The organism is Lentzea alba, from assembly GCF_047445655.1.
Lineage (GTDB): Bacteria > Actinomycetota > Actinomycetes > Mycobacteriales > Pseudonocardiaceae > Lentzea > Lentzea alba_A.
In genome coordinates, this window is the sequence record NZ_JAJAEG010000045.1 from 32,486 (window position 1) to 55,999 (window position 23,514).

Sequence of the window (23,514 nt, forward strand, 5' to 3'; positions counted from 1 at the left end):
ACGATATCGCGTCCCGATGTCGGATTGCGACAGCCGAGCGGCGGCGCCTCGTTCGTCGGCGTGGAGCAGGTCGCCGCAGGCTTCGGGCAGATGGGCTGTCCGCTCTGCGTCCGGGCGCGGGCGTGCACGCGAAGTCGCAAGAGCGCCGTCAACGCCCGTTCCTCGGCATGTGCGTGCTCGAGCAACGCGCTCGCCGGCTACTTGAGACTGAGCGGCAGGACCGGGTCCGGCCCAGACTCGAGCCGTGCGCCTCGCGGCATGGGAGTGCGCTCCGGAGGTGGGACTGCGGCGAACTGTTGATCTGCGTTGGCCGGGTGATGGACAAAGCCTGGATCAGCTAACAGATTGCCAGGTCGTCAGCAGGCGAAGTGGGCTTTGCTCAGTATGAGGAGTCTTTGCTGGGTGGTGAGGTCGTGGGATACCGGTGGGGTGGTTGATTCCTTGTCGCGGTTGAAGTATCGGCCGGTGAGGGCGGCGATCTCGGGGTCGGTCGCGAGCCGTGTTGCGCTTGTCGCTCCTTCGGCGGGGGTGAGCATGCCGCGGCGGATCAGGGTGCCCACGGGGCGTAGCAGCGGGGGCACGAGGTCGTCGATGATGTCGGTGGCGACAATCCCCGGATGTAGGGCGTTGATGGTCACCCCGTCCGCGGCGAGGTCGCGGGCGAGGGCGTAGCCGGCGGTGACGGTCATGAGCTTGGCGCGGGCGTAGGCCTCGAACGGCGCGAACCCGGCGGCGGGATTGAGGTCCGCGAGATCGCCGATACCGGACAGGTCGAGGGTCGCCGGTCGGGGCTTGCCTGCGAGCTTGATCTGCCGGGTGTCGTTGAGGGTGTCGCTGGCGACGTTCACCACGCGGGCGTGGCCGCGTCGCAGTGGCACGTCCAGCAGGGTGGTGAGGCCGTAGGCGGCCAGGTAGTCGAGGGCGATGTGCATCTCGATGCCGTCGGCCGAGACGCGGTGTTCGGAGAAGTGCGCGCCGGCGTTGTTGATCAGAATGTGGATCTGGTCGTAACGGTCCACAATGGTCTTCGCCGCGGCCACGATGTCCGCGCGCCGGGACAGGTCTCCGGCGATGACGTCGAGGCGGCTCGCTGCCGGTGAGCCGATGCGTGCGCGCAGAGCGTCCGCGCGAGCGGGGTCGCGGGCGACGGTGACCATGTGCGCGCCCGCGCGGACGAGGTCGGCGGCGATGAACTGGCCCATGCCGCCGGTAGCGCCCGTGACGACGGCGATCTTGCCGGTCAGGTCGGGGATGGTGGCGTTCACCGGGTGATCCTCGGGTGGGCGTGGGTGTAGCGCGGGGTTTCGGCCTCGTCGACCAGGAACGCGGCGAGATCACCCTCGCGCTCACCAGCCGAGACGCCGCCGCCATGACCATCGGACCGACGTACTACCGCAGCACCATCGAGCGCGCTCCCATCGACTCCGCACTCATCGAAGCCGCCATCTCCGCACTGGGCACCTGGTCCACCGACTAGACAGCTTCCCGGAAACGGGCACAACACTCTCATCTCGGCACGGCCGGACGTTCGTCTGCGCGTGCCTGTTCGGGGTTGGTGAGCCGGAAGCGGGCGCTGCCGAGGTGCTCGAGGTAGAGGTGAGGGGGCGCACCCTTCGGCCATGGCGCGAGCTGGTGGGAGACACGACGCGACCACCTCCGCGTACCTGGCCAAATGTTCATATCGCTGAAACCAACGTGGACCCGCGCAGACTTATTGTCTCGTCATCCTCGACGAGATTGATCCTTTCATCGGAACGGCTGCCACCTCATTGCCTGCGGCGCAAGGGCTGGCGGCTACTTGGTGGTGGCCGAAAGCGCAGGTCGGCAACACCCACCCCGGCGCGACGTCCCCGCTCGGCATGGTGTCTGCCTGCGCCTACTCCGGTGCCTATCCGACCGGATACGGCCTCTACATGAAGAACACCGAGGGTCAGCCGGAGGAGCTGTTCGACCGGCTGCAGGCGTCCGGTTTCACCCACTTTCAACAGTCCGGTACCGGTGCGATACGCAAGTACTACAACTACGTGCGGGTGACGCCGATGGTGCAGCAGCTGGACGTCCTCGGCCAGGCCTGGCCGCTGCACGACGAGACCGCTGAAGCCGGGTACTACGCGGCTACTCTCGACACCGGCATTCGATGTGAGGTCACTGTCGGCGCCAAGGTCGCCGTCCACCGGTACGCCTTTCCTGAGCATCGCAGCGCACGGGTCGTCGTCGACCTGTCCTGCGGCGGGCTGGCCATCGACCTCGGCCGCACAGTGCCGCTGCGGGCGCATGTGGAAAGCCTTGGCAACGGCCGCGCCCAGGGAACGGTGGTCGTCGAAGGCGTGCCGCTGTCGGTGTACATCAGGGTCGACAGTCCGGGCTGGCGGCAGATGCTCTGGCACGACCGTCGGCTGATCGAGGGTGGCACGCGGCTCGACTTCGACCGCATCAGGCAGACCACGCTGCGCCCGTTCGGGATGCTCTACATGGGCCCCACCACCGCCGGGCAGAGCGTCGAGATCCAGATCGGATTCTCTCTGCGCGGCTGTGAACAGGCCCGGGAGAACTTGCATCGCGAATGCGGTGACGGGGCGCGGGCGTTCGACGTCGTCCGGGCGCAGACCAAGGCTCGGTGGCGTGACCACGTGGGCCGGGTGGAGGTCGAGGGCGGGTCACCCGCCAGGCGGCAGGTGTTCGCGACGGCCCTGTACCACTCTCTGATCAAGCCGTGCTTCGCTGACGACGAGAGTCCGTTCTGGCCGTCCTCCGGGCCCTTCGTGTTCGACATCTGCACGATGTGGGACATCTACAAGACCCAGCTGCCGTTGCTCATGGCCATCTGCCCGGACCGGGCGGTCGATCTCCTGGAGTCACTGATCCGGGTCTGTGAGGAGGAAGGCAACTTCCCCATCGGATATCGGATGGCTCGCGGCGCGGACAGGTTCTTCCGGCAAGCGAGCGCGTTGGTCCACACCGCGCTGGCCGACGTGCACGCCCTCGGCCTCGGCGACCTGGATTGGACCTGGGCGCTGGTGCACATGTACGACGACCTGCGCCGGATGTACGGCGAAGACTTCTACGAGCACGGCGTCGTGCACCCGATCTCGCACACGCTCGACCTCGCCTACGCCTGCCACTGCACCGCCGGCGTCGCCCGGAGCCTGAACGACGTCCAGCTCGCCGACGACCTCGACGCGCGAAGCCGCCTGTGGTCCAACGCGTTCGACCCGGACACCGGCCTGCTTCTCGACTCGTCGTTCTACGAAGGCGGCAAGTGGAACTACTCGTTCCGGCTGCTGCACGACATGGCCGCGAGAATCGCGATGGTCGGTGGGCACGAAGCTTTCGTGAGCATGCTCGACGCGTTCTTCGGCTACGGCGCCCCGCGTGTGGTGCAGCCCGGTCAGCGGCCCGACTCGGCGGAGATGGCGGCCGGCTACCTGCTGAATCGGTTCGAGGGGCTGAACAACGAGCCGGACATGGAAGCGCCGTGGTCCTACCATTACGCGGCTCGGCCGGACCGCACAGCCGAGATCGTGCACGCGGCGCTGACCTGGCAGTTCGGCACCGGTCCCGGCGGCCTGCCGGGCAACGACGACTCGGGCGGGCTGAGTTCCTGGTACGTGTGGGCCTCGCTCGGCCTGTTTCCGGTCGCCGGGCAGAACCTGTTCCTCGTCAACGCGCCTACCTTCAGCCACGCCACTCTGCACCTCGGGGACCGCGATTTCGTCATCGAGACGCGTGGACACCGCGAGACGTCCATCAGTTCCGACGGGTTGGACGCGGACCCGCCGCCGCAGTACGTGCAGTCCGCCCGGCTGGACGGCAAACCACTGGATGCGGCGCATCTGCGCGCATCCGACGTCCACGCCGGCGGCCGGCTGCTGCTCGAACTCGGCCCGCACCCCTCGGAGTGGGGACGCAAGATCCTGCCGCCATCGGTATCCGACCCGCTCGGAAAGGGGGCTCGCACATGAGCAGGCCAAGCCGCCGTCTCGTCATCGTGGTCCGGGCCGACCCAGTCATCTGCGGTCACTCCGGAGAAGCCCGCAACCTGGCCGAGGTCGCGCTCACCCGCGGCTTCGACGACGTCCGGCTGCTGACCTGGCCGATACCCGTGCTACAGGCGGCAGGTCTGCCGCTCAAGCCGCTGGATCGGATCATGCCCTACAGCGAAGGCATCACCGTGGAGCGGCCCGAGCCGGTCGGCGACTACCGAGTACCCGATGGCCGATACCTGGCCGGGCTGACGGGACGCCTGGTCGAACTGCTCGCCGAGCCGGTCCCGACCACATGCGTGTCGATGTACCTCGCTCCCCACGACGCCGTGGTGCGCGACGCCGTCGACGCGGCACGCGCGGCCGGCTACGCACCTGACGTCCACACCATCGCGAAGGCGGTCGGCTCGGACGTCACCAACGTGATTCGCTCGTGCCTGTACGAGAGGCGATTCGGGGCAGCCGTGGTCCTGTTCACCCGGTTCCTCGCCAACGACCAAGTGATCGCCGTGTCGGAGTACACCAGGCAGGAGATCATTGCCTGCGCAGAGGCCGTCGACACGCACTGCGGCACCCGGTTCGCCCGCCAGTGCGTGCGCCGGATATCGGTCAGCTACCCGCCGATCGACACCTCGGCATACCTCGACCTCGATCCGGCGCTCGTGGACACCGCCCTGAAGCGACGCGGCCTGGAACGCGACGGGTACGTGTTGTTCCTGTCCCGGGTGACACGGGCCAAAGGCATCTACGACCTGGTGGACGCGTTCGCCCAGTGCCAGGCGCAGTCACGGCTGAAGCTCGTGGTCGCCGGTAACGGCCCCGAACTCGAGCACGTCCAGGCGATCACTCAGCACAACGACCGGATCCTCTTCCTCACCGACGTGGAGGACGAGGAAAAGCCGATGCTGATGAACGGCTGCGCCGTGTACGCGCTGCCGACCAAGCCCGAACCGGACTTCGTCGAGACCTTCGGGATCGCGCTGACCGAGAAGATGCTCGCAGGCGGCGGGCCAGTGATCACGACGAACACCGGAGGCGTCGGCGAAGCGGTGGGCGGGACGGCCATCCTCGTCGAGGCCGGGAACGCCACCCACATCGCCGCTGCGATCGACCGGGTGGTGCTCGACATGCCAGCCGAGGAACGGCAACTCATGGCGGACCGAGCACGCGAGCACGCCCTGTCCTTCGACCGTGTCCGGGTGTTCGACAGCCTCTTCGCCACGTCCAACCCAGCCGTCGCCCTAACGGGATGAACCCGTGTGTCCCCAGCAGCCTTGATGGCAAACGACGCTGAACGGCCGCTAGTTGCGTTGGAGTTGTTGGGATTCTGGCGGTTGTGCAGGTAGAAGTCCTTTGTGGACCAAACTGGCGGTGTGAGGATCAGGGGTTCGAGTCCCCTCAGCTCCATTCTTCTTCGTGTTCGCTGGTCGATCACGAGTGATCATTGCCGATGCTCGCGATTTGCTCGACATGGAGGAGATCGGGAGGACGGTCCCCCAGGAAGATCACTCTGGACGTCGTCTGCTGCCGCCGCCGACCAGGACTTTTCCATTGCGAGCGTTCGGTTCTGCGGTGTGACCATCCCGCCAGTGCTGTGAAGGGCGGCCAGATTCGTCATGCGGCTTCGTTTCCGTGACGTGCAGGGCTGGGTGGTCGCGAGGTCGAGGTTGCCGTCGGAGGCGGGACGTAGTTGCCCAGATCTTCTCGGGTTGCCGTTTCGCGGCGCGGCGTCCACGTCGCCCGCCGGCGACGGACTGGGTTGGCGGGGATGATGCGCTCGTCTACGGCGTCTTCGAGCATCATCGACATGAGCTTCACGATGCTGGAGACGGTGATGGGTGCGTACTCGGTGCCGAGCTCCTTGATCCACCCCGTGATGTCGAGAGTGGACAGTTCGGTCGGTGAGGTGCTGTCCCGGGGGCACGATGTGGTTGCGCAGATTGCCGTTGCTGCCGGTAGGGGCCTTGGAAGACCCCTACGCGACGTCCCAGTGGTAGTTGGTGTCCCACCGCCAGGAGGCCCACACCGCGGCACCGAGGCAGATGGCCCCGAACAGGACGGGGACTGCTCTTGGGTTCACGCTTGCTGTTGGGCGCGAACGGTTTCACGGTCCGGGCTAGTCGCAACGGTCGCCGACGGTGCGGTGCGGGACCAGGTCCAGGCATACCGCACGATGAGGGCGAGAAGGGTCAATTCCAGTGCGATGCCAAGGCCGTAGAAGTACAGCCAGGACTCGCCCACCGCGTTGAATGCCGTGACGGGGACGTAGAGCGAGGCGACGGTGAGGTTGGTGATGCGGTTCGCCTGGGCGGGCAGCGTCATCGACAGCACGACCATGAAGATCGGGATGGCCACGAGGGTCAGCGCCGTGGTCGAAAAGGTCTGGGAGAGGTCGAACTCGAAGACCTTGCCCTCGAGGATGTCTTTGATGACGCCGGGCGTGAAGAAGTTGAGAATGTCCACGTAGGCGTACAGGAACATGAAGCTCGTCCACGTTGCGGCGAGCTTGGCTCTCACCGGGATCCGCTGGTCTTCCAGTGTGGTGGTGGGTTGACGTGTTCTCATCATGGGCTCCGTTGTCGTGGTGAGGATCGGTAGATCCACGATCGCCGAGCCCGGCGGCGGGCGCCTCCGCCCGGAGGCTGGGGTTCGCCTGGCCGATGGCACGGTCTCTCTCTCGTTCTTTCGGCGGGTACGCCGAGGTGCGCCGATCCCTACGCTGGGGCCGCGGTCACTGTCCGGCGCTCCGTCTGGCGTGAGCCGCGGCCTGCTGACGCCCATTGGTCGGCTCGACTGGCTGCTGGTGGGCGTGGTCGCGGCGGCCGCCTTGGTCGAGGGCATCGCTCGGCCGGGCTTCGCCTGGCCACCCCTTGTGATGGTGCTCGCCCTGGCGCTGGTGCCTGCCCTGCTCTGGCGGCAGGGCCGCCCCCTGACGGCCGCCCTGGTCGGGTGGGGCGTCGCCGGGCTGCTCTCGGTCCTCCAGCTGACTGCGCACGCCGGGGACCTCGGCCTCTACTCCACGATGTCCGTCCTGATCCTGCTCTACTCGCTGGTGCGGTGGGGCTCGGGACGGGGAGATGGTCTTGGGGACGGCGTTCGTGACAGTCGTCGTCGCGCTGGGGATGTACGCCTCCTCTGCGGGCTTGGTCGACGTTTTCGGCGGGAGCGTCCTCTTGCTGTTGTTCGTCGCCCTCGCGGGAGGAGGAAGCCGTCGCCTGCTCACCGCAGCTGGGTGTGGCGGACCTGCCTGCTCTGGCGCGCGCCGACGCGACGCCCACCGTCGAGGTCTCGCTGGTCGGTTCGTCGACTCGGCTGGCACGACCCGTGGACACCGCGCTCCATCGGCTCGCGCAGGAGTCGCTGACCAACGCCGTACGGCACGCCCGGAGCGCGACGCGCGTCGGGATCGACGTACGCCGGGAGGGCGACACCGTCTGGCTGCGTGTCAGCGACGATGGACAGACCGAGCCGGGGCCGGCCCCGGAGCTCGGGTTCGGGCTGCGGGGCATGGCCGAACGCGCGCAGCTCCTCGGCGGATCGCTCTCCGCGGGGCCGGGGCCCGAGGGTGGCTGGGTGGTCGAGGCCGTGCTGCCGGTGGAGGCGTTGGGATGAGCATCCGTGTTGCCGTGGCCGACGACCAGGACTTGGTCCGGACCGGGTTGGTAGCCCAGCGACGAGTGCGGCCGGTCGTGGTTGTACTTCTCCTTCCAGTCGCCGATGGTGACCTTGGCGTGGGTCAGGACCAGAGCAGGTGGATGTTGAGGCACTCGTCGCGCAGGCGACCGTTGAAGGAGCAGAACTCTCCAGCTTGATCGTCGCACCGACCGCTGGACTGGCTGATCATCGCGCCCCTCCCGCCAACGGTGTGAGAGGCGGTGGATTTGGTTGTGCGGCAAGTGGTCCGGAGACGTGGCGTGCTGCAGGCTCCGGTGCGTTCGGACGTTCAGGTCGGCTTCGTGCCAGCGGCGTTGGAGATCGTTGAGGAGTCGGAGTTCCACTTCGGGTGCGACGTGGGAGTAGACCTCGGTGACGCGATTCGGGAGATGGCGTCCGAGGCGTCGTGCTTGGGCGATCTCGGGTGCGCCGCCGGCGATGAGCCAGGTCTTGTGGCTGTGCCGCAGAGGGTTCTGGGGTGAGGCGCCGGATTGTGCCTCACCCCGAGCGGTTTCAGCGCGGTGAGTACATCCAGGGGTTCTTGAGGTCGAAGAACTTCGGGGGTTCCGCCGCCAGTGCCTGCATCTCGTCCATCTGGGCCTTGAGCTCCGGGGGCGGCTCCTTCTGCTCACCCTTGCGCGCGTCGGCCTCGTTGGTGAAGAACATCTCCATGGCGTACCGGCCATCGGTGAAGTTGACGCCGACGCTGCCGAGGATGTCCGGCCGGTACTCGGCCCACTTGTCCGAGTTCTCGATGGTCAGCTCCAGGCCCCTGGTCGCGTCGGTCGCGCGCCCTTCGATGATCTGCACGAACTGGGCTCTCGTCGGGTCGCCCGGCGTGTCCTCGGTGACCCGCTCGCTGTCGAGGAACTCCGCGCCTTGCGGGAACAACGTGGACGTCTCCGCCCACCAGGCACCCTGCTCCGCCCTGTCGCTGTTCTCGCGGGCGTGCTCAGGCGTGTCGAACCGGACAAAGCACACGCAGGTGCCATCGTCGGTCACGCCGCAGGTCGAACCCAGCCACCCCGTCGCTCCAGGGGCCAGGTCCTGCATCCACTTGTCCAACTGGGCGTGCAATCGCTCGGCGTCGGACACCTTGCCCTGCACTACCTGCACAAACATGGTGAACCTCCCGATCCCGCTGCACCCCGGCCGCTGGTGGCCGGGCTTGCGTAGCCATCGACCCTACGACCGCCTCGAGCCCACCGCTCGCCGATCATCGGACGTCCACGGTCCTCGACGCCGCGACGCCTGATCGCGGAGCGCAGCCCAGGCGTCCTGGATCTTGGCGATCGACAGGGGCCGTCGGTAGCCCCAGGTGCTTCGACAACGGCCGAGCGGCAGGGATCGAGGAAGCCCGCGCTGTGCACCGCCGAGTCGAGCGGTGTCGACATTCGCGGACAGTGCTCAGCGAGTAACGGCCAGCGGATGCCTGCTGTGGGACGTCCGTGTGCGACAAAGCCCGGCCGGATGGATCATCCGGCCGGGCTCTGCTGTGGTCCGTGCGTGCCGCTGGTGGGTCAGCGGCAGGCGACAGAAAACTAGGCGGGGACGATGTTCTCCGCCTGCGGGCCCTTCTGGCCCTGCGTGATGTCGAAGGAGACCTTCTGGCCTTCCTGGAGCTCACGGAAGCCCTGAGCGGCGATGTTCGAGTAGTGGGCGAAGACGTCGGCGCCGCCACCGTCCTGCTCGATGAAGCCGAAGCCCTTTTCAGCGTTGAACCACTTGACGGTTCCGGTGGCCATGGTGCACTCCAAGCATGAATGTGGCACCCGCACTGTGCGGGGCCGGGTGTCCGCCACGACCGAAGGACGCTGAACAGCAAAACGCCCGTGACCTGTGATCACGGGCGACAAGTACTTCGGAACCATGACAGACAGCATCACGCTACACCGTTGGGCCTTCGCTCGCTGACTCGCGGGTGTGAGATCGGTCAGCCGCCGGCACCCGTGAGCTTCGCCAGGAAGCTCACCGCCTCGTCGACCGGAGGCAGGGCGGCGATCTCCTCGGCCGTCGCACCCGCCGCCTTCCGGTAGGACGGTTCGGTGAGCACGCTGGTCACGGCGGCCCGCACCTCCTCGGCCGTGGCAGGCGCCGTTTCCCCGCCGCCGACACTGATCCCGGCGCCGACGGCCGCCACCCGCTCCGCGTTGTCCGGCTGGTCCGCGAACTGCGGCACCACCACCATCGGCACCCCGGCCGCGAGTCCGCCGAGCACGGTCCCGGTGCCGCCGTGGCACACCATCGCCGCCGCGTGGAGGAGGACGTCCTGCTGTGGCACCCATCGTTCGATGTGCACGTTCGGCGCATGCGCGGGCCAGGTCGACGGGTCGCCGCTGTCGCCGACCGTGACCAGCACCCGCACCGGTAGTTCGGCGAGTGCCTCGACGACCGTGCGGAACGCGGCCGCTGCGAAGGGCACGCCCGCAGCCACCGTGCCGAACGTGGCGTACACGAGCGGTGCGTCGTCGTTTGCCCACCAGTCGGGCAGCGGTGCGCTGCTGGCGGCGGGCACGCGGAAACGGTGGACCTCCGGGCCGGCCTGTGCGCGCGGCACCTCGAGCGACGGCGGCAACAGACTGAACGACGATGTGCGGTGCAGGTTTTCACCGTTCGGATCGCCCAGGAGCCCCAGCGACTCGCGGTACGCCACGAGCGCCCGCGCGGCCAACGGGAGGGTGAAGTCGACGAACTTGTCGAGCCCGATCAGCATCTGCACCTGCGGCACCCCGCGCAGCTCGGCGGCGATGGCCGAGCCCAGCTCACCGATCTCCCGCAGGACGACGTCCGGCCGCCACTCGTCCAGCGCGGCCAGCATTCCCGGCATGATCGACCGGGCGGCGAGCTCCGCGCCCAGCGTCACCATGGTCTCGTTGCGCTTGTCCGGTTCCGCCGCCAGGAACTTCGCGTGGAGCGCGGCCCACTCGTCCGGCTCGACGTCGGGGCATGGCCAGAGCTGATGCCCGGCACGCTCGACAACCCCCGCGAACGACTCCGGCGCCGCGACGAGCACATCGTGCCCGGCCCGCAGACAGGCATCGGCGAACGGCACCATCGGACCGAAGTGACCGTTGTTGGCCGTCGTCGCCAGCAACACGCGCATGACATTCCCCCAGACTCGCTCAATCGGATACTGGCACAAGCTTCGACTGATCGAGGGGTGGTGTGGCGCCTCAGTGGAGCAGGATGTGACCGTGCGGGGGCTGCGTTAGCTGTCGATCGTTCGTGAGTCGATGTGGGGGAGTTTGCTTTGAGACGCCTTGGGGAGGCGCAGGGTCGTGTCCTGCGCGCGTGGAGATGCTGCGGAATCGGATTCGTGGCGCTCGTGCTCACCACTGTCGCTGCGTGCGGTGTCGAGGTACCCGCAGGGCTTGCGGACAAGGTCAAGTCGGGTTGTCCTGATCTTGTGAAGCCGGAGCCTGTGGCGGTCATCGCTCAGGGGCTTGAGGTCTCCGAAGTCGTCTCTGAACGCGCGGAGAGTTGCACGGTCTCTGTGCGGGACGGTCGTGTGGTGCTCGACATCGGTCTCATCGGTTATCCCAGCCAGGACATCGCGGACCAGCAGGCTGCCGTCGAGTGCCACAGCCGTGAGTGGGACGCGTCGGACAAGTCGTGTTCGGTCACTTCTCCTGGTGGCGGAAGGTTCATCGTGCGTGGCGTGGCTGGGCGATGGGTGGCGCGCGTTGCGGTCTACGAGGTGACGATCAACGACGACGTGAAAGACGCGGCGTACCAGATCCTCGAGGACCTCAGAAGCTCCGGCAAGACCAAGTGACTCGGGCGGTCCTCGGTCGACGAGCGGCTCGTGATCGGCGCGTCAGCTCACGGGGCGTAGCCACGGGCGCAGCTCCAGCGCTGGGCTGATCTGTGCGAATCGGTCGGCCAGCGCGGGTGTGAGCATCAGCAGGTCGACTTGGACGGTGTCCGTGCCGCCGAGTCCGTAGACGCCGTTCGCCTCGTCCCGCATGATGGCGCGCAACGGCTCGATCACCGCGTCACGGATGCCTTTCTGGTCCTTGAGGCTTGGCTTGCCGGTTGCGTCCACGACGCAGAGGTTGCCGTTGTAGCGGGACTTCAGTTCGTGGCCGGCTGCTTGTACGTCGCCGGCGACCACCTCCACCACGAGCACGTCGACGCCGGCCTGACCGTCCGGGAACGACGCCCACGGCCTGCGGAACTGTTCGGGGTGCTCGTCGAGGACGTAGTGGTGCAGTTCCTCGCCGTCGGCCTGTCCTGTGCGCCAGCCGCCCTCCGGTGGTGCGCACGGGGTGGCCCAGCTCCTCGCGGGATCCGGTAGCGGGTCCAGGCGTTCGCGGACCTCCAGCACGCCGGCCTTCCAGATGCCGCGCAAGCGCACGATGCCTTCGGGCGCGGTGGAGAGGCCGGTGATCGGCACGTTGATGTGGCACGTGTCTGCGTACATCGGGGTGGTGAGGGCCGGGGCGCAGAAACGCATCGGGGTGTCGGCGACGCGGCCGGTCGCCTCGACCTCGGTGCCGTCGCGCACCACGAGCGACGACGCGGTCGCGACGCCGAACGGTGCGGGTTCAGCGGGGGGGCAGCGCGTAGACGCCACCTGCGGCTACGAGAACCACGCTCGCCGCCACGGCTGTGGGTGGCCAACGACGAGTTCGCCAGCGGGTTGTGTCTGGGCGGGGGTGTGGTGGTTGCGCGGCTTGCCAGCGGGCGCCGGCTTCACGGAGGAGTTCGTCCACGGGATCGGTCATTCGGCCACCTCCAGCAGGACACGCAGCTCGGCGCGAGCGTCAGCCAGCGTGGATTTCACCGTGCCCTCGGCGCAGCGCATGACGGCGGCGGTTTCGGTCACCGTCAGGCCGACGTAGTGGACGCAGTCCACGGCCAGGCGTTGGCGGTCGGTCAACCGGTCCAGCGCTTGCCGCAGGTGCAGGTCGTCGTCGTGGTTCGCGGAAGCCGGCTCGTTCGGGACCGGGGCCAGGCGGCGGCTTGCTCGCGACCTGGCCTTGCCGGCCTGGTCGGCGGTGATCGCCAGCAGCCGTGCGGAGGGTGTGCCTCGCTGCGGGTCGAACTGGTGGCGCTTCAGCCAGGCCCGGACCAGTGCTTCCTGGACGACGTCGTCGCGGTCCGCGTCGGGTGCCAGCCGCGCGGCCAGCCGAGCCATCGCCGCGAGATGCGGCGAGACCCACCCGGCGAACTCCTCGCGGTCGGACACGGTCTTCATACTGGATCTACCCCGCTGGACGCGCGTTCGGTTGGGTCGGGGCACCGGATTTCTCCGGAGCCCCTGGTGGAGGAGTGGTCAGGTGATCGGCGTGATGCCGAAGTCCCGTACCGCGGTCGTGAAGTCCTGGTAGGCCATGAACCTCCCGCCGCAGGCGGTGACCGTGCCCCCGCAGTCACCGCGTTGCTGCCCACCAGCGTGAAGACGGGGCCTCCGCTGTCCCCGCCGCGACACGCGATCGTGTTCGGGTCGACGTGCTCCGCGACGAACAGGTCGTTGTAGCACTTCCGGTTGCCGTACACGTCGATGCCGCAGACCTCGTGCGCGGTCTCCGTCCTGTTGCGGATGTTGCACACCGCGCCGCTCGTGGAGCCCGACTGGCACACCGTGAAGCCCGGTCGCGCCTCCGCCCGGCCGTCCACCCGCTTGGTGAAGTTGTTGGTGTTCGAGCCGCCGTCCCACATCCAGTTGTCGGCGTCGGTCGGCACGAGCAGCAGGTCGTGCGCGACGGTGCTGAACAGGCCGGATGACCGGATTCCGGAAAGCGCTTACCAACGTTGCTGCGCGGTGCGTCATCAACGCGGCTCGCCCGCCCCGGACATCTCAAGAAGGCGTTGGAGAGTGGTGCAAGGGCGTTCGTGCAAAAGAAGTGGACCGCAGCGCCCTTGCCGAGCTGATCCGCCGTGTCCGCAAAGGGGTGAGGTACGTGGATCCGGTTCTTGCCGCGCGAGGCTCACCTGGCTCCGGGGACCGTGCGCAACTACCCTGTACAAGCTCGTGGCCGAGCTCGGCGTCACGACGAGGGCTGACGCTGTTCGGGTGGCGCAGGTTGGTGCGCTGTTCGCCGTTGGGCACGTGCCGATCGGCACCCTTCGCCGCATGACCTTCGGCGTTCGAAGTGGCCGGTGGGGACTTCGGCGCACGGTGCCGCGCTCATAGCGTCGATGGTGTGACGGATGACAGGGTTTTCTTGCCGAGGTTCGGTGCGGTGTGCGGGGTTGTGCTCGCCTTGTCCATCGGGGTGCCTGGAGCGGTTGAGGCGTTCACCGGGGAGACGGCGGTGACCAGTCTGGTGATCGGGCTGGGGGCGGCGTTCGGGGCGCCTGCGGTGGTGGCGTTTCACGGCCATCAGGCGCACCGGTCGGGGCGGTTCGGGGCGTTCGCGTTCGCGTTGAACCTGCTCGGGGTCGGGTTGTTCACCGGGGTGGCGTTCGCGTTGAACCTGGTGATCTTCTTTCAGGAGCAGACCCCGGTGCTCACGAACGTGGTGTTGAAGGTGGCCTCGTTGGTGTTCGTGGTCGGCTCGGTGTTGTTCGGGGTGTCGATGGTGCGGGCCAAGGTGTTTCCCGCTGTGCCGGCTTGGGGATATGGGATCAGCTTTGCGTTGCTGGCAGTGTTCGCGGCGTTGCCGGACACGGTGTGGTCGGCGTTGATGCACGTTGCCGCCGCAGTGGTGTTGGGCTGGTTGTCGGTGGCGGTGTGGCCGGCTCGTTCGGCACTAGCCTGAGCGGCATGTCCACCTCGCGACCGGCGCCTTGGGTTTCGCCGTTGATGTGTGCCGCGGTGCTGGTCGCGGGGGTGTGCGCCGCGGTCTTCGGGCTTGGGGTCACCAGGTTGCCGCTGTTGGTGGGTGGGCTGGTGGTGTTGGTGGTCGTGGACTTGGTCGAGTACCGGCGTTATCCGGTGCGCACGCCCAAGTCGGTGGCGGCTGGGTTGTTGGTGTTGCGGGCCGGTTTGTACGTGGCGGTGGCTTACGTGGACGGGTCTGGGCTGGCGCGGTTGTTGTTGGTGTTGTTGCCGTTCACTGCTTACTTCGCGTTCGGGCGGAACGCTGCGGTCTGGTTGGCTGCGGTGTGTTTGGCGGTCGCGGTGGTCAGCACGCCGGGGTGGTACGCCGACGTGGAGCGGGTTTCGGATCTGGTGATGTTCACCGTTGGGCTGGTGCTCGCCGTTGCGATGGCGGCGGTGGCGGTGCGGGAGCGCGACGGGCGGATTCGGTTGCAGGAGTCGCATCGGACGGTTGCGGAGTTGTCGGCGGCGGCTGAGCGGGCGAGGGTGGCTCGGGATCTGCACGACGACCTCGGGCACCATCTGACGGCGATCGTGGTGTTGCTGGAGAAGGCTGCGGCGTTTCATGATCGGGAACCGGCCACGGCGAAGGCTGCGGTGCTCGATGCCGAGAGGTCGGCGCGGCGGGCGTTGGGGGAGGTGCGGGAGTCGGTGCGGTCGTTGCGCTCGTTCCACCTGTTGGCCGCGCTCGACGAACTTGTTGCGGGGCAAGGAGATGTGACGCTCACGGTCAGCGGTTCGCCCAACGGGCACGGCACCGGTGCCCTGCACGCGCTGTACCGGGCCGCGCAGGAGGGCATCACGAACTCGCGGAGGCATGCTGCTGCCACGTCGATTGACGTTGCGGTTGAGCTTGATGCTGAACAGGCCCGGCTCACCGTGGCTGATGATGGCCGTGGGATGGGTGCGGCGACGGAGGGGTTCGGGTTGCTCGGGATGCGGGAACGGGTCGCGCTGGCCGGTGGGCGGGTCGAGCTCGCGAGTTCGCCGGCTGGTACGAAGCTGACCGTGACGATTCCCGCGGTGAGGGCGCTGTGACGCGCGTGCTGGTCGTTGACGACCAGCGGTTGATCCGTGAGGGCATCGCGTCGTTGTTGGGGCTGCAGCCCGGCATCGAGGTTGTCGGTACGGCTGCGGACGGGCACGAGGCCGTGGAGCAGGCGGTGACGCTGGCGCCGGACGTGGTGCTGATGGACGTGCGGATGCCGGGGATCGACGGGGTCGAGGCGGTGGCGTTGCTGCGTCGGCGCGCGCCTGCCTGCAAGGTGGTCATGCTGACGACGTTCGACGACGAGGATTACGTCGTGCGCTCGTTGCGTGCGGGCGCGACCGGGTATCTGCTCAAGGACTTGCCGTCGCAGGAGTTGGCGGCGGCGGTGAAGCTCGCCGCGGCCGGTGTGGCCCAGTTCGACCCGGCTGCTGCGGCACGGCTCGCGGCGGTGCTGGACCGGTCGGACGGCCACCGTGAACCGTTGACCGTGCGGGAGGTCGAGGTGTTGCGGTTGGTTGCCGGCGGTGCCACCAACCGGGAGATCGCCGAGCGGCTGTACCTGTCGGAGGGCACGGTGAAGAACCACATCTCCCGCATCCTCGGCAGGCTCGGGCTGCGCGACCGCACCCAGGCTGCGCTCTACGCGCAGTCGCACGGGCTGGTCTGATCAGGGAGAACGACGAAGGCCGCACCGGGATCCGGTGCGGCCTTCGTCGTGTCTGCACAGGGTCTGGACCGATCCTGCTGCTTCTTCACCACAGAAGCCTTGCCCATTCTGCGGGTTCGTGCCGTGTTGCGAGGTCAGGCGTTCGGCGATCAGCGAGCGGTGGCAGGCTTCGGGGTCGCGTTCGACGCACAGCAGGGCCGCGGTTCCGGTGCCGCGCAGGATCTGGTCGAGGTCGGCGTGGTCGAGGATCTCGGTGGTGTAGCGGCGGATGTACGCCGGGGCCAGCTCGTGGCGTGAGCGTTTGCCCACGCCCTGGCGGTCGTCCTCCGCGTACTGGAGATGGCGCAGTTCGGTGGTCGGGGCCAGCTCGGGGTGGTGTTCGTAGGCGATCTGGGCCTGGGCGAGGATCTCTTGTAGACGGAGAGAGTTCGCCCAGGCGTACGCGGGGCCGCGGACGCCTCGGCGTTGGCGTACGTCGAGCAGCAGGCGGACGTTTGCTTGGTGCAGGCGTTGCACGAACGACTCGGCGGTGAAGCCGTAGACGCCGACTGTCACCATTTCGCGCATCGGACCTCCTGCCTGCTGCTCGGACGGGTCACGCTACGGCTGTTCCTTCCAGTTCGACCAGCAGGTCGGGGAGCGCTAGGCGGGCCACGCCGAGCATGGTGGTGGTCGGGGTGCCGCCCAGGCGGGCGGCCAGGACGCCGTAGTGCTGGAAAAGCAGGTCGACGTCGGTTGTGTAGACGTTGAGGCGCACCAGGTTGGCCAGGGTCATGCCGGCCTCGGCCAGGACGGCTTCCATGTTGTCGAGGCTCAGGGTCAGCTGGGCGGGCATGTCGTTGGCGTGCTGGGGTTCGCCGTCTGCGCTCATCGCGGCCTGGCCGGAGAGGTAGAGGGTCCGGGCCTGGCCGGATACCAGTTCGCCCTGGTTGTAGCCCAGGTTCAGCGACCACGGCCACGGGTTGATCGGTGTTCGTTCCATGGGGTGAGCCTGCCGGTTAATCACGACATCCTTGGTCATGTTTTCTGGCAGAGTTCTCGCATGCGCGCTGACCGGTTGGTGTCGCTGGTGTTGTTGTTGCGCCAGCGCGGGCAGCTGACTGCGACCGCACTGGCGCGTGAGTTGGGAGTGTCCACGCGGACGGTGCTGCGGGACATCGAGGCGTTGTCTGCGGCTGGGGTGCCGGTTTATGCCGAACGTGGGCGGCATGGCGGGTTTGCGTTGTTGCCTGGGTTTCGGACCGAGCTCACCGGGCTGAACCAGGACGAGGCGATCGCCGTGCTGGTGGCGGGGGCCGGGAAGGGTGAGCTCGCGTCGGCGCTGCGCAAGGTGGTCGATGCGTTGCCCGAGGGGCATCGGGTTGCGGCTGGTGATGCGGCGCAACGGTTTCTGGTCGAGCCGGAGACGGATCTGCTGTCCCGGCGGGCGGTGGTCGAGGAGGTGTCCGGCGCGGCTGTGGCCGAGGTTCGGCGGGCGGTGCTCGGTGGGCGGAAGTTGCGGATCCACTACGCGGCCACGGGGCAGGAACCGTTGTGGCGCACGGTGGATCCGATCGGGCTGGTGACCGTGCGGGATCGGGGGTACCTGCTGGCCACGCGCGGCGGGGCGGATCGGACCTACCGGTTGTCGCGGGTGCTGGCCGCTCAGGAACTGGCTGAGCCTGCGCAGCGGCCGGGGAAGGTCGACCTGGAGCGGGTGTGGCGGGAGCGGTGTGCGCGGTTCTTGGCTGACGGGCACATCGTGGTGCTCGTCAGGGTGCGTCCGGAGCGACGGGAAGAGTTGCTGGGTGCTGTGGTGGCCGTGCGGGCTGAGCAGCCTGACGCGGACGGGTGGCTGCGGCTGGAGGTGGCTTTTCAGGACTCGCGGCACGCCGGGTGGGCGCTGTGGCAGCTCGGGGTGGATGCGGAGGTTTTGGCGCCGCAGTCGTTGCGGGAATTTCTGTACAATCGCGCGGCCGTGATCGTCGAACGGTACATATCGTCTTAGTATCGAGATTCGCATACGGGTCGGCAACGTCGTGACGCCTTGAATGTGGGGCATGTCCGACGGGGAATCGGTTGTTCCGGCTACGGGGATCACGATCTACGGATGTGGGCGGGATGAGGCCGCTCTGTTCCGGGTCATGGCGCCGCGGTTCGGGGTGAAGCTGACCATTGTCAACGCGCCGGTGTCCGAGTTCAACGCCGAGCTGGCGGTGGGGGACCGGTGTGTCAGTGTGGGGCACAAGAACCGGATCGACAATTCTGTTCTTCGTGCGCTCGGCCGGGCCGGGGTGGAGTACATCTCGACCAGGAGCGTCGGGTGCAACCACATCGACCTGGAGTACGCGAAGAGCGTCGGAATCGAAGTGGGGACTGTCGCCTATTCGCCTGACAGCGTGGCCGACTACACGCTGATGCTGATGTTGATGGCCATCAGGAACGCCAAGGCCGTCATTCGGCGGGCGGACGTGCACGACTACCGGTTGAGCGACGTGCGGGGCAAGGAGCTGCGGGATCTCACCGTCGGCGTGGTGGGAACAGGGCGTATCGGGTCCGCGGTGGTGGACAGGTTGCGGGGGTTCGGTTGCCGGACGGTCGCCCACGACCGCAGGCGGCAGGTCGACGTGGACCACGTTCCGCTCGACGAGCTGCTGAAGCAGAGCGACGTCGTCACGCTGCACACGCCGCTCAACGCGGACACACATCACCTCATTGATCGCCGGCGCATCGAGCAGATGAAACACGGTGCTTTCATCGTGAACACCGGACGCGGCTCGCTCATCGACACGGAATCGCTGGCCCGCGCACTGGAAAGCGGGCGGTTGGGCGGGGCGGCGTTGGACGTCCTCGAAGGGGAAGAGGGGATCTTCTACGCCGACTGCCGGAACAAGCGCATCGAGAGCGACTTGTTGCTGCGGTTGCAAGAACTTTCGAATGTGCTCATCACTCCGCACACCGCGTACTACACGGACCACGCGCTGAGCGACACCGTTGAAAACTCCATCATCAACTGCCTGAAATTCGAAAGTGGGAAGCAGTGGACAGGCTGAAGATCGGGATCTTGTTCGGGGGCTGTTCCGAGGAGCACCCTGTTTCCGTCAAATCGGCGCGCGAGGTCGCGAAGCACCTCGACCTGGAGAAGTACGAACCGCATTACCTCGGCATCACCGAAAGCGGTTCCTGGAGGCTCTGCGACGGCCCCGCCGAGGGCTGGGACGAGGACGGCAGCCCGGCGGTGTTGTCACCGGACCGCGGCACCCGTGGCCTGCTGGTGCTGGACGAGGGCAAGTACGAGACGGTCAGCCTCGACGTCGTGTTGCCGGTGCTGCACGGCAAGCTCGGTGAGGACGGGGCGATCCAGGGCCTGCTGGAGCTCTCCGGGATTCCCTACGCGGGCTGCGACGTCCAGAGTTCCGCGCTGTGCATGGACAAGTCGCTCACGTACGCGGTCGCCAGGGACGCGGGGGTCGCCACGCCGAACTTCTGGACGGTCACGGCGGATGACGTCGATCCCGGCCGGTTCACGTATCCCGTCTTCGTGAAGCCGGCCCGTTCGGGGTCGTCCTTCGGCGTCAGCGAGGTGGAGCGTGAGGAAGACCTGCCGCGGGCGGTGCGGGCGGCGGCCCAGTACGACTCGAAGGTGCTGATCGAGCAGGCCGTGGCCGGCGAGGAGATCGGCTGTGCCGTCCTGGCGAACGGGCCGGACCTGGTCACCGGTGAGGTGGACCGGGTCGCGCTGTCACACGGCTTCTTCCGGATCCACCAGGAGGACGAACCGGAGAGCGGCTCGGAGAACTCGACGTTCATCGTCCCCGCCGACATCCCGGCGGAGTCGCGGCGGTTGGTGCAGGACACCGCGAAGGTCATCTACCGCGCCCTGGGATGCCGCGGGCTCGCGCGGGTGGACCTGTTCCTCAAAGACGACGGCACGGTCGTCCTCAACGAGGTCAACACGTTGCCAGGGCTCACCTCCTACAGCCGCTACCCGCGGATGATGGCGGCGGCCGGACTGCCGCTCGGCGAGGTGATCGACCGGATCGTGGCGCTGGCGGTGAGGGGGCCGGTTCGATGAACACCGGCTTCGTCTACGTCGACGAGTTCGTTCCCGGGATGCGCTGGGACGCGAAGTACGCCACGTGGGACAACTTCACCGGCAAGCCGGTCGACGGGTACCTGGCGAACCGGATCGTCGGCACCCGGGATCTGTGTGCGGCGCTGGAGGACGCGCAGCAGAAGGCCGCGTCCCTCGGGTTCGGCCTGGTGCTGTGGGACGGCTATCGCCCACAACGGGCGGTGGACAGCTTCCTGCGGTGGTCGGAGCAGCCGGAGGACGGCCGGACCAAGCAGCGTCACTACCCGAACATCGACCGGCCCGACATGTTCGAGCAGGGATATGTGGCCGCCAGGTCGGGGCACAGCCGGGGCAGCACCGTCGACCTGACGCTGTACCACCTGGCCACCGGTGAGCTCGCCGCCATGGGCGGTGACCACGACCTGATGGACTCGATCTCCCACCACGGGGCAGCCGGGATCACGCCGGCCGAGGAGAGGAACCGGCAGCACCTCTGTTCCGTCATGGAGTCCTGCGGGTTCAGCCGGTACGACAGCGAGTGGTGGCACTACACGCTGAAGGACGAGCCCTTCCCGGACACCTACTTCGACTTCCCGATCAGGTAGCCGATCGGTGAGCGCGACGCCAGAGGGCCGGCCAGCCGCCCTTGTCCAGCAACGCTTCCGGGACGAGGAGGCCGTGCTCGGCGATGCGGTGCCAGAACTGGTCCACCGGTACGCCCAGCTCGGCCGTGGCGGGCAGGGCGCGTTGCCAGGGGCCGTTCTCGTCCGACAGGTCACTGGCCGGAAAGCCGGGGACCGTCGTCGCACGAGGCGCGGTCACCTGCACCGAGCCGTCCTTTGTGGACGTCGAGCAGGTGGTCGCGATCGCCAGGGCGCACACCAGGTCGGTCGAGGGGTGGTGTGCGACCGAACGCGCCAGAGCGAGATCGCCGAGCAGGTCGCCGATGGCCGTGCGGACCGCCCTGGCCACCACGTCCATGGCGTGGGCCGGGGCGATCTCCGGACGGCGGACGAGGGCGCGCAGCGTGCGCGGCAGGGGTGAGCCCTCGGTGAGGGTGTCGAGACGGTCGTATGAGCGCAGTTCCGGATCCAGCCGGCCCACCGCGGCGGCGAGCGGTCGAACACGCGTTGCCTGCCACAGGGTTTTGGCGCTGAGCCCGGCATCGAGGGCCGTGCGAAGCAGCTCGGTGTGGTCGGCTGGATCCAGGCGTTTCAACGCGATGACGGCGGCATCCGGTTCGAAGTCGGCCGGTTGCCCAGGGCGCCCGAGGCCGCGCGCCAGGCGAGCGTGCACACGTCGTGCGGACACGGCTGGAGCACTGGCCAGTTCCTGTTCCACCGCAACGATGAGCTCGGCGGTGAGCTCGGCGGGTATACGTCCTGCGGCAGAACGGCGCCCCGAGCCGCCCCGTGCTCGCACCGGAGGTACCGGCAGCAGGGGTTCGGGCGCAGGAGGCATGGGCGCCGGGAGGCTGTGCACCCACTGCTTGATCTGCTTTTCCAGCTCGGGTTCGAGATCGTCGTTGAACCTGCCGCGCAGCTCGTAGATCTGCCAGCCGCCGAGGTGGCGGCGGATGTCGAGGTTGGCGACGATCCGGCCGTCGGGTCCTTCGCGCAACGCCATCAGCACGCAGTTGCCCTTGCGCGCCTTGGCGGCGTACCAGGACTCGCCGATGCAGTTGCCCATGTAGCCGGACCACCCGGCCAGCTGCCTGGGCTCCAGGCCCAGCTCCACGGTGAGGCCGGCCACGGTCATCTGGTCCACATCGGACAGTTCCGGCGGGATCGGGAACACACCGGTGCCGGCCTCGGAGATCAGGACGTCCGCCTTGACGCCGTTCGCCAGCTCTCGCCAGCTGGAGCAGCGCGGTGGCGGGGTGGCCCCGAACATGACGAGCTGCGCGACGCCGGCGGCCGCGAGCGGCACCGACACCGCGGCAGCCGGTGGCGGTGCGTCGTACTCCAGTGACGGCACCGGGAGTTCGTGCCGCACCTTGGCGTTGTTGCGGCCGTGGAACCACGCGAGCGCGTCGGCCAGGTCGGCGAACCACAGCAGGTCGTGCGGGGTCTCGACGGAGGCAGGGTCCGCGGTGGGCTCGGCGGCGAGCCGCTCGGCCAGCGTCCTGGTCGGGGCGCCGGAGTTCGCGTCCCGCACCGGTGGCTGTTCCCACGTGCTCGGCGGGCGGTAGAAACCCATTGCGTCGCGCCAGGTCCGCAGGTTGGGCACCTGCCACGGCTGGCAGGTGTCCCAGCAGTTGCGCAGCGGCTCGTCGTACACGCCGCGGAGCAGCTCCTGCGCGGCGTCGAACACGACCACGCCGTAGTTGCGGGCCATGGCGACGCGGATCTGCACGTACGTCTCGGTCTTCTGGGTGATCGGCCGGTCCTGGCTCAGCGTCTGGACGAGCTGGTGGACGTAGTTGCCCGGTCGGGCCGGGTGGCTGTAGGCGCCTTCCGGGCGGCGGGCGGCCTTGGCGCGGTCCTCTTCGGACAGACAGGCGTCGGCCGCGACCAGTTCGTCGAGGTGCACTTCCACCGCGGTCGCCAGGTCCTCGTCGGACATCATCGCGGCGAACCGCAGCAACGCGGTCGCCGCGATGGCGTCGTGCAGCAGCCAGCGGGCCTCCAGCGCGGTCCACGTCGGCGGTGGTGTCCAGCGCGCCGCGGCGGCGAGTGTCGCGCCTCCCGCGAACTCCCGGCCCAGCCGACCCAGGAGCGGTTCGTCGAGGTGGACCTGGTGGCGCTCGCGGAGCTTGTCGATGCGGTCGAGGCGGGTCTGCGTCTTCGCTCGGCGCACCCGGAGTCGCTGCTCGATCAGCTGCTCGCACACGCGGTCCCACAGGCTGATGATCAACGTGAGCCGGCGCGGTCGTTGGTACCCCGCCAGCACGCGGGACAGGTGGTCGGCCAGCGTGGAGGCCGTGCCGCGCGGGAACGGGTAGATCCCGTCCGGAGCGCGCAGGGCGAGCACCTGTTCCAGCTGCTCGGGGCCGAGGAGGTCCGACGCCGCCGAGGCCAGGAGCAAAGCCTCCCAACGCTCTTCGGCGACGGCGGTCTGTGCGGCCGCGCCGACCCGTTTGGTGACCGCGGGGCCGAACAGCGCCACCAGAACCGCGGTCCGGTCGCCCAGGCGGTGGGCGTTCTCAGCGCCCAGGACCCGAAGTGCGGCGAGAACGGCATCACGCCGGTCATCGTGCGCGCCGGCCAGGCGTGCCGAGGTGAAGCCGCCACCGAGGTCGACACCGGCGCCGGCTGCCTCGACCCCGTGGCGCACCAGCAAGGCGAGCTGCCTGGTCGCCGCCTCCGGGTCTGCGCCGGACGGGCCGACGGCGACCGGGGAACCCGGCGGGTGCGCGTGCTCGTCCGCGGGCACGGGAGAACCGCCCGACGGGGG

At 68.2% G+C, this 23,514-nt stretch carries 24 protein-coding genes and 1 pseudogene; 13 read left to right on the top strand and 12 right to left on the bottom strand.

Annotated elements, in window-relative coordinates; all coding sequences use genetic code 11:
* Positions 1 to 356: 356 nt before the first annotated feature.
* The gene (locus tag LFM09_RS45005; protein ID WP_414102769.1) at positions 357 to 1,265 is read right to left on the bottom strand and encodes an SDR family NAD(P)-dependent oxidoreductase; all 909 of its coding nucleotides are present in this window, start codon (positions 1,263 to 1,265) and stop codon (positions 357 to 359) included.
* Between the two features lie 20 nt (positions 1,266 to 1,285).
* Between LFM09_RS45005 and LFM09_RS45010 the strand changes: the two genes are divergently transcribed.
* From LFM09_RS45010 to LFM09_RS45020, 3 genes are all read left to right on the top strand, one after another.
* Positions 1,286 to 1,477, top strand: a complete 192-nt coding sequence (locus LFM09_RS45010; RefSeq protein WP_414102770.1) for a hypothetical protein — start codon at positions 1,286 to 1,288, stop codon at positions 1,475 to 1,477.
* 271 nt (positions 1,478 to 1,748) lie between these two features.
* The gene (locus LFM09_RS45015) at positions 1,749 to 3,962 is read left to right on the top strand and encodes a glycoside hydrolase domain-containing protein (RefSeq protein WP_414102806.1); all 2,214 of its coding nucleotides are present in this window, start codon (positions 1,749 to 1,751) and stop codon (positions 3,960 to 3,962) included.
* On the top strand, positions 3,959 to 5,236 hold the full coding sequence (locus LFM09_RS45020; protein WP_414102771.1) for a glycosyltransferase: 1,278 nt from the start codon (positions 3,959 to 3,961) through the stop codon (positions 5,234 to 5,236). Before LFM09_RS45015 ends, LFM09_RS45020 begins: the two co-directional genes overlap by 4 nt.
* 823 nt (positions 5,237 to 6,059) lie before the next feature.
* Here LFM09_RS45020 and LFM09_RS45025 read toward each other — a convergent pair.
* Complete coding sequence (locus tag LFM09_RS45025) at positions 6,060 to 6,587, bottom strand: DUF6326 family protein (protein WP_414102772.1); 528 nt, start codon at positions 6,585 to 6,587, stop codon at positions 6,060 to 6,062.
* A gap of 630 nt (positions 6,588 to 7,217) precedes the next feature.
* Between LFM09_RS45025 and LFM09_RS45030 the strand changes: the two genes are divergently transcribed.
* The gene (locus tag LFM09_RS45030; protein ID WP_414102773.1) at positions 7,218 to 7,595 is read left to right on the top strand and encodes a sensor histidine kinase; all 378 of its coding nucleotides are present in this window, start codon (positions 7,218 to 7,220) and stop codon (positions 7,593 to 7,595) included.
* Between the two features lie 50 nt (positions 7,596 to 7,645).
* Here LFM09_RS45030 and LFM09_RS45035 read toward each other — a convergent pair.
* Positions 7,646 to 7,776: pseudogene (locus tag LFM09_RS45035) on the bottom strand (integrase core domain-containing protein); the annotation flags it as partial.
* A gap of 121 nt (positions 7,777 to 7,897) precedes the next feature.
* Between LFM09_RS45035 and LFM09_RS45040 the strand changes: the two are divergent.
* The gene (locus tag LFM09_RS45040; protein WP_414102774.1) at positions 7,898 to 8,119 is read left to right on the top strand and encodes a hypothetical protein; all 222 of its coding nucleotides are present in this window, start codon (positions 7,898 to 7,900) and stop codon (positions 8,117 to 8,119) included.
* A gap of 31 nt (positions 8,120 to 8,150) precedes the next feature.
* Here LFM09_RS45040 and LFM09_RS45045 read toward each other — a convergent pair whose 3' ends face one another.
* The 3 genes from LFM09_RS45045 to LFM09_RS45055 all read right to left on the bottom strand — a co-directional run bounded on the left by LFM09_RS45045 (position 8,151) and on the right by LFM09_RS45055 (position 10,740).
* On the bottom strand, positions 8,151 to 8,759 hold the full coding sequence (locus LFM09_RS45045) for a hypothetical protein (protein ID WP_414102775.1): 609 nt from the start codon (positions 8,757 to 8,759) through the stop codon (positions 8,151 to 8,153).
* Between the two features lie 419 nt (positions 8,760 to 9,178).
* Positions 9,179 to 9,382 carry a cold-shock protein gene (locus tag LFM09_RS45050; RefSeq protein ID WP_030475722.1) on the bottom strand — a complete coding sequence of 68 codons (204 nt, stop codon included), beginning with the start codon at positions 9,380 to 9,382 and terminating at the stop codon, positions 9,179 to 9,181.
* A 188-nt stretch (positions 9,383 to 9,570) separates the two neighbouring features.
* Positions 9,571 to 10,740 carry a glycosyltransferase gene (locus LFM09_RS45055; RefSeq protein ID WP_414102776.1) on the bottom strand — a complete coding sequence of 390 codons (1,170 nt, stop codon included), beginning with the start codon at positions 10,738 to 10,740 and terminating at the stop codon, positions 9,571 to 9,573.
* A 213-nt stretch (positions 10,741 to 10,953) separates the two neighbouring features.
* Here LFM09_RS45055 and LFM09_RS45060 point away from each other — a divergent pair, with 213 nt between their 5' ends.
* Positions 10,954 to 11,412, top strand: coding sequence for a hypothetical protein (locus LFM09_RS45060; RefSeq protein ID WP_414102777.1), 459 nt, complete (start codon positions 10,954 to 10,956; stop codon positions 11,410 to 11,412).
* 42 nt (positions 11,413 to 11,454) lie between these two features.
* Here the strand turns inward: LFM09_RS45060 and LFM09_RS45065 are convergent, their stop codons facing one another.
* The 3 genes from LFM09_RS45065 to LFM09_RS45075 form a co-directional block, all read right to left on the bottom strand.
* A complete protein-coding gene (locus tag LFM09_RS45065; RefSeq protein ID WP_414102778.1) occupies positions 11,455 to 12,213 on the bottom strand; it encodes a hypothetical protein in 759 nt (252 codons plus the stop codon).
* A 147-nt stretch (positions 12,214 to 12,360) separates the two neighbouring features.
* Positions 12,361 to 12,837, bottom strand: coding sequence for an RNA polymerase sigma factor (locus tag LFM09_RS45070; RefSeq protein WP_414102779.1), 477 nt, complete (start codon positions 12,835 to 12,837; stop codon positions 12,361 to 12,363).
* Positions 12,834 to 13,325 (bottom strand): hypothetical protein, encoded by a 492-nt coding sequence (locus tag LFM09_RS45075; protein WP_414102780.1) that lies wholly within the window; start codon positions 13,323 to 13,325, stop codon positions 12,834 to 12,836. The genes LFM09_RS45070 and LFM09_RS45075 overlap by 4 nt, the downstream gene beginning before the upstream one ends.
* A gap of 461 nt (positions 13,326 to 13,786) precedes the next feature.
* Here LFM09_RS45075 and LFM09_RS45080 point away from each other — a divergent pair, with 461 nt between their 5' ends.
* Genes LFM09_RS45080 through LFM09_RS45090 form a run of 3 tightly spaced genes read left to right on the top strand, consistent with a single transcriptional unit; the run spans position 13,787 to position 16,064 of the window.
* Positions 13,787 to 14,344, top strand: a complete 558-nt coding sequence (locus LFM09_RS45080) for a hypothetical protein (protein ID WP_414102781.1) — start codon at positions 13,787 to 13,789, stop codon at positions 14,342 to 14,344.
* A 5-nt stretch (positions 14,345 to 14,349) separates the two neighbouring features.
* A complete protein-coding gene (locus LFM09_RS45085; RefSeq protein ID WP_414102782.1) occupies positions 14,350 to 15,444 on the top strand; it encodes a sensor histidine kinase in 1,095 nt (364 codons plus the stop codon).
* A complete protein-coding gene (locus LFM09_RS45090) occupies positions 15,441 to 16,064 on the top strand; it encodes a response regulator (protein ID WP_414102783.1) in 624 nt (207 codons plus the stop codon). Before LFM09_RS45085 ends, LFM09_RS45090 begins: the two co-directional genes overlap by 4 nt.
* Here LFM09_RS45090 and LFM09_RS45095 read toward each other — a convergent pair whose 3' ends face one another.
* Together LFM09_RS45095 and LFM09_RS45100 are read right to left on the bottom strand one after the other, a co-directional pair.
* Positions 16,065 to 16,631, bottom strand: a complete 567-nt coding sequence (locus LFM09_RS45095; RefSeq protein ID WP_414102784.1) for a DUF488 family protein — start codon at positions 16,629 to 16,631, stop codon at positions 16,065 to 16,067. It lies immediately after the preceding gene.
* Between the two features lie 28 nt (positions 16,632 to 16,659).
* Positions 16,660 to 17,046, bottom strand: coding sequence for a RidA family protein (locus LFM09_RS45100; RefSeq protein WP_414102785.1), 387 nt, complete (start codon positions 17,044 to 17,046; stop codon positions 16,660 to 16,662).
* Positions 17,047 to 17,106: 60 nt separating this feature from the next.
* Here LFM09_RS45100 and LFM09_RS45105 point away from each other — a divergent pair, with 60 nt between their 5' ends.
* The 4 genes from LFM09_RS45105 to vanX are packed head-to-tail and all read left to right on the top strand — an operon-like array spanning position 17,107 to position 20,723.
* Complete coding sequence (locus LFM09_RS45105) at positions 17,107 to 18,051, top strand: helix-turn-helix transcriptional regulator (RefSeq protein WP_414102786.1); 945 nt, start codon at positions 17,107 to 17,109, stop codon at positions 18,049 to 18,051.
* A gap of 52 nt (positions 18,052 to 18,103) precedes the next feature.
* The gene (gene vanH, locus LFM09_RS45110) at positions 18,104 to 19,096 is read left to right on the top strand and encodes a D-lactate dehydrogenase VanH (RefSeq protein ID WP_414102787.1); all 993 of its coding nucleotides are present in this window, start codon (positions 18,104 to 18,106) and stop codon (positions 19,094 to 19,096) included.
* The gene (gene vanA, locus LFM09_RS45115) at positions 19,084 to 20,118 is read left to right on the top strand and encodes a D-alanine--(R)-lactate ligase (RefSeq protein WP_414102788.1); all 1,035 of its coding nucleotides are present in this window, start codon (positions 19,084 to 19,086) and stop codon (positions 20,116 to 20,118) included. Before vanH ends, vanA begins: the two co-directional genes overlap by 13 nt.
* A complete protein-coding gene (gene vanX / locus LFM09_RS45120; protein WP_414102789.1) occupies positions 20,115 to 20,723 on the top strand; it encodes a D-Ala-D-Ala dipeptidase VanX in 609 nt (202 codons plus the stop codon). Before vanA ends, vanX begins: the two co-directional genes overlap by 4 nt.
* Here the strand turns inward: vanX and LFM09_RS45125 are convergent.
* Positions 20,716 to 23,493, bottom strand: a complete 2,778-nt coding sequence (locus LFM09_RS45125) for a hypothetical protein (protein WP_414102790.1) — start codon at positions 23,491 to 23,493, stop codon at positions 20,716 to 20,718. The two genes, vanX and LFM09_RS45125, sit on opposite strands and share 8 nt — an antisense overlap.
* Positions 23,494 to 23,514 lie beyond the last annotated feature (21 nt).